The sequence below is a fragment of the Nostoc flagelliforme FACHB-838 genome (assembly GCF_014698065.1).
Lineage (GTDB): Bacteria > Cyanobacteriota > Cyanobacteriia > Cyanobacteriales > Nostocaceae > Nostoc > Nostoc flagelliforme_B.
This window is the reverse complement of the sequence record NZ_JACJSI010000451.1, coordinates 1-4,393: the sequence shown is the minus strand read 5'-3', so window position 1 is coordinate 4,393 and position 4,393 is coordinate 1. Positions and strand designations below refer to the sequence as shown.

General features: G+C 41.4%; 5 protein-coding genes and 1 pseudogene. 2 read left to right on the top strand and 4 right to left on the bottom strand.

Features of this window, described 5'->3' with window-relative positions; translation table 11 throughout:
- Positions 1 to 186: 186 nt before the first annotated feature.
- Positions 187 to 474 (bottom strand): annotated as a pseudogene (locus H6G97_RS46325) (transposase family protein); the annotation flags it as partial.
- Between the two features lie 58 nt (positions 475 to 532).
- Here H6G97_RS46325 and H6G97_RS46320 point away from each other — a divergent pair.
- On the top strand, positions 533 to 763 hold the full coding sequence (locus H6G97_RS46320; RefSeq protein WP_190947132.1) for a hypothetical protein: 231 nt from the start codon (positions 533 to 535) through the stop codon (positions 761 to 763).
- Positions 764 to 903: 140 nt separating this feature from the next.
- Positions 904 to 2,091 carry an MFS transporter gene (locus H6G97_RS46315; protein WP_190947131.1) on the top strand — a complete coding sequence of 396 codons (1,188 nt, stop codon included), beginning with the start codon at positions 904 to 906 and terminating at the stop codon, positions 2,089 to 2,091.
- A gap of 112 nt (positions 2,092 to 2,203) precedes the next feature.
- On the opposite strand, the gene H6G97_RS46310 is transcribed toward H6G97_RS46315, so the two are convergent.
- The 3 genes from H6G97_RS46310 to H6G97_RS46300 form a co-directional block, all read right to left on the bottom strand.
- Positions 2,204 to 2,827 (bottom strand): class I SAM-dependent methyltransferase, encoded by a 624-nt coding sequence (locus H6G97_RS46310; RefSeq protein ID WP_190947130.1) that lies wholly within the window; start codon positions 2,825 to 2,827, stop codon positions 2,204 to 2,206.
- Between the two features lie 646 nt (positions 2,828 to 3,473).
- The gene (locus tag H6G97_RS46305) at positions 3,474 to 3,992 is read right to left on the bottom strand and encodes an organic hydroperoxide resistance protein (RefSeq protein WP_338421993.1); all 519 of its coding nucleotides are present in this window, start codon (positions 3,990 to 3,992) and stop codon (positions 3,474 to 3,476) included.
- A 179-nt stretch (positions 3,993 to 4,171) separates the two neighbouring features.
- A partial coding sequence (locus tag H6G97_RS46300; RefSeq protein WP_242056092.1) for a transposase occupies positions 4,172 to 4,393 on the bottom strand: 222 nt, incomplete at its 5' end.

Here is a 4,393-nt window from a genome sequence, read left to right as displayed (position 1 = left end):
TTCTGATTGCTTTATATGCTGCCCCATTTTCTCCACCAGTTGTTTGATGCTGGCTGGAGTCTTTTCCCAATCTGAGTCGGAAATTTCAATTCCGTAGGCGAGGCAGTTTTCATCCATGCCTCTTAATCTACCATCTCAGTAACCCATTTTTGACTGTAGCGTTTCTTATCCTGTGAACGGTTACGTTTTAAATATCTTTAAACGGCGATTTACGTGTTCAATAACAATTCTTAATCGATTGAGTTCTTGATTGTATTTTTTCTGTTCTTTCGTCAACTTTTTCCCTTTTGATTTCTTAATTGGTGTTTCACTTAATTGATGAATTTTAGTAATCCCCTGATAGCCTTTATCCGCTATCACTTTGAGTAATTCTCCAAATTTTACGCCACTGTTTTTAAATAGCCTAAAATCATGAATTTTCCCTAAACCATGCCCTAAACAGATGATCTGACTGCTTTTTTGGCGGATTACTACTGCTTTAGCACAAGAATTTGCTGAATGTGTAAAATCTCATCCTCGTTTTGAGCTAGTTGTGAATCCTCCGTTAAATTTGGTATGTTTTCGCCATAAATTGGGTGATGCAATTAACGAAAAAATTATTAACAATATCAACTCTTCAGGTAAAATCTATCTTACTTCCACCAAACTGGAGCAAAAATTAACTTTAAGAATGTCAATTGGACAAGCAACCACAGATAAAATACACGTAAAGCAGGCTTGGCAATTAATTTGTAAAACTGCTGAAGAGATAGAAAATGATTAACTCAATAAACATTAATAACCCCAAAAATAAAGCTATCTATTCCACCCAATACAGGGAGATGGGTATGAAGTTATTTTTGAGGATTATCAGCTGAGTAAATCTAAGCAATCAAATCGTCTGGAGCAAAAGCATTTTATCCGATGGGATACAATCAACGCAGCTTATCGCCTTTGTGGATTGGGGTAGCGATCGCCTTATATGCCTTTATTGCCATTGGTGTTGCTGAAGGCGGATTAGGCGTTCTTCTGCCCTCTATAGTGTCTACATATAACTTGACTCCAGCCACTGTTACCCTGCTGTTTGTAAGTCAAATTAGCGGCTACATTCTAGCAGCATTCACCAGCAGTCTGGTGAGTAGCCGTCTGGGGTTAGCGCGAATGCTATTGATTGCTGCGGTTGTGCTGACAATGGCGCTGGTAATTTACGCGACCTCACCTTACTGGTGGTTTATGGTTGCTGCTGGGTCAGTGTTGGGATTGGGTATTGGACTGATTGATGCAGGAATCAATACCTACATTGTGCAAGATTCGCGCAGTGCAAATATGATTGGTTTACTCCATGCTTTCTATGGTATTGGTGCATTATCTGGGCCCGCAATCGCCACTACTTTGCTATCACTTGGCATGAACTGGCGACAGGTTTATTGGGTATTAGCCGGCATCGTCAGCCTATTGATTGTAAGTGTCCTAGGTGCGATAATTTCTCGCTACACACCAATAACGCTACGGGTATCGACATCAAATACAACTGCCTTAGAAAATTTGGGGTGCTCGCTCCAAAATCCAGTAGTAGTGCTAACTGGGTTACTCCTGCTGGTTTATGTTGGTATAGAAGCTTGCATCGGCAACTGGGCATACACTGTGCAATCCGTCGCTCGCCAAACTCCCGAATTGATTGCAGGTTACAGCGTTAGTGCCTACTGGCTAGGATTAACATTAGGACGTTTCATCTTAGGTTATTTCTTGCAATGGCTTGGGGCAGTCGGCACAATCAGTATGTCGCTGAGTCTTTTAATGATTGGATTGCTTGCTTGGTGGCAACTTCGGGATCAATGGATTAGCTTACCGCTAATTGGCTTTGCATTGGCAGCAATCTTTCCCGCCACCATCTGGTTGATACCTCAACGATTACCAAATGCCTTGGTTCCTGCGGCTGTTAGCTTTGCCACCAGCATCGCCAGTTTTGGAGCAGCGATCATACCCACTGGAGCAGGCTGGGTTGCAAGTTGGGCAGGTTTAGAAATTATTCCAATGTTGATGCTGCCATTGGCGTTCATAATGGTGGGTTTACATTGCTGGCTAGTGCAACATTCGCTCAGAGGCAAGTAAGGTATTCATGCAGGGATTGGCAGAGTTTACAGTTTAGGCACAAACCTTGAAAAAATATACCACCCGTCAAAACAATTCAAAATTCACGCATGAGTAATTTCATTATTAAGATTCACTTTTTGAACAAGAATGATACAAGTCTGGGTGGTTTATTTTGGTCTTGCTCATGCCACCACTCGTTGAAATCCTCAAGCCGGAAACCATAATTTTTGGCTGCTTGAAAAAAATCTGATAAGTGATGTATAAATGCTGGGATTTCAATCACTTCTTGATTTCTTCGAAAATTAGCTTGTGTGCCTAGATACTGTCTGAATGGATGAAGTTCACAAATGAAAAAGTATCCTCCCGGAACGAGTACACGGGAGGCTTCTGAAAAAATTTTTGACAAATCTTTGATGTGTTCTAAAACGAGATTACAAGTGATAAAATCAATAGACTTGTTGCTGCAAATCCATTGGTTTGTAATGTCTGCGGTAATGAACGTCACGTTGACTGAATTTACTTTCTCTTTCGCCTTCTCGATCATGGCTGCTGAAAAATCAACTGCATAGACTGTTTGGGCAATTTGTGATAAAAGCAAAGTATTTTTGCCTGTGCCACAGCCAATTTCAACGACTGATTTACATCTCTTACGCATTAAAATTTCTTTAGTAACGATTTGATCCAAATCGCGCGTCAGGTTTTGATCAGCATCATAGGTGATTGACCAATTATCGTATGCGGCTTGAACACTCATATTGACTCAGAAATGGCTACATTTTGGTGAGTAGAATTATCCTACATTTACTTATTATGCAAAAGATTCCTATTAAGCTTACGAGCTTACGTGTAACTCGATGGATGGGCTTTGTACCTCAGCCCATCCTACCGCGCTTGAGTGCAAACGACATTCTTATTTCTGTTTGCAGGTTGTGGTAAGTTCTACTAAGTTTCTATCTGAAGAATCGTTTTTCAATTTAATATCTCATTAATCTCTCAAAATTAAATAAACTTGTATCCAAAGACGTAGAAATGGGTATCGCTGGGGCTTAGATCGGGTGTAGGCTGTGATACAGGGTATACAGTTGGGACATGAAAATCAATCGGCACGGTCGAGCTAAAGTTCTTACTCAATAGCAGATAAGCTAATGAGCATTTAAGTTGCATAACACCAGGGCTGAAGCCCTTACTACAAGTGAATCAGTCTGGAAAAATGAATGACGATTAGCTTACAGCTAATTTTCAGTCATGGGTTAGAAAATGACCGCGATCGCTATACCTGTCCCACAATCGCGTTTTTTTATGGACACTATACAAGGCTCTGCTCCTCATGATTGCGTCAGATGGCAAGTCACTTAAAAGTTATTACAAAAAGCTATCAATAGTCATAATGTCCAGATGATTCAAGCTACCGTCACTTCCACATCAACATTGCCATGAATAGCTTTGGAGTAGGGACAGAGCTTGTATGCTTGGGCAACCACCTGTTCAGATTTCTCTCGGTCTTCCCCAGGAAGAGCAACAGTTAATTTTGCAGACAGTATGTATCCACCATCGGCTGGATCTCTGCCAATGGTTACAGCACATGTAACCGTGGCAGTTGAAGCATCAATACCTGCTTTTGTTGAAACCAAAGCCAGTGTTCCATGAAAGCAGGCTGCATAACCTGCTGCAAAAAGTTGCTCTGGATTGGTTCCTTGCCCGTGTCCACCAAGTTTAGTAGGAAAAGCAAGGTTCAAGTCGAGTAAGCCATCGTCACTACGAGCATGACCCGACATCCGTGCATGTCCCTCTTGCCCTGGGGTTACAGTGACCACAGCTGTATACAAGGGCTTCATCACAGCACCTTCATACTGTTGCCCTAGTTGTTGCATCAGTTCTCTTGTATTGGGATTCATCAATCCTCCTTCATTAGTAGACACTGATTCCAGTAACCTAAAAGTTTATTAGGCTACCCTACCTTGCCTTTGTCCACAGATAACGCTAAGTCAAATCGATTCTCCCATGTTGTTGTCCCATAAATAACTAATGTTAGGAAGATAGCGTAACGCTCCAAACAGCAAATTTAGAGGATGTTTTAAAAGTCGAAGCGAGTTAAAAATTATGCCAGTCGCCTGACCATAATCCGGATCATCGCAATGTAAATAAAAGTCTCAGAGGTTTCTGGTAGTCGTTCATAATCTTTACTTAAACGTCGACACCAGTTAAGCCAACCAAAAGTTCGCTCAACAACCCAGCGCTCTGGTAAATGGACAAAACCTTTCTTTTCCAATGGTCGAAGCACAATTTCCACAATCCAGCGAAACATATCCATCACCCAACG

Coding starts and splice junctions, on each gene's coding strand:
- H6G97_RS46315 (WP_190947131.1), top strand. CDS start 904: ATGGGATACAATCAACGCAGCTTATCGCCTTTGTGGATTGGGGTAGCG.
- H6G97_RS46310 (WP_190947130.1), bottom strand. CDS start 2,827: ATGAGTGTTCAAGCCGCATACGATAATTGGTCAATCACCTATGATGCT.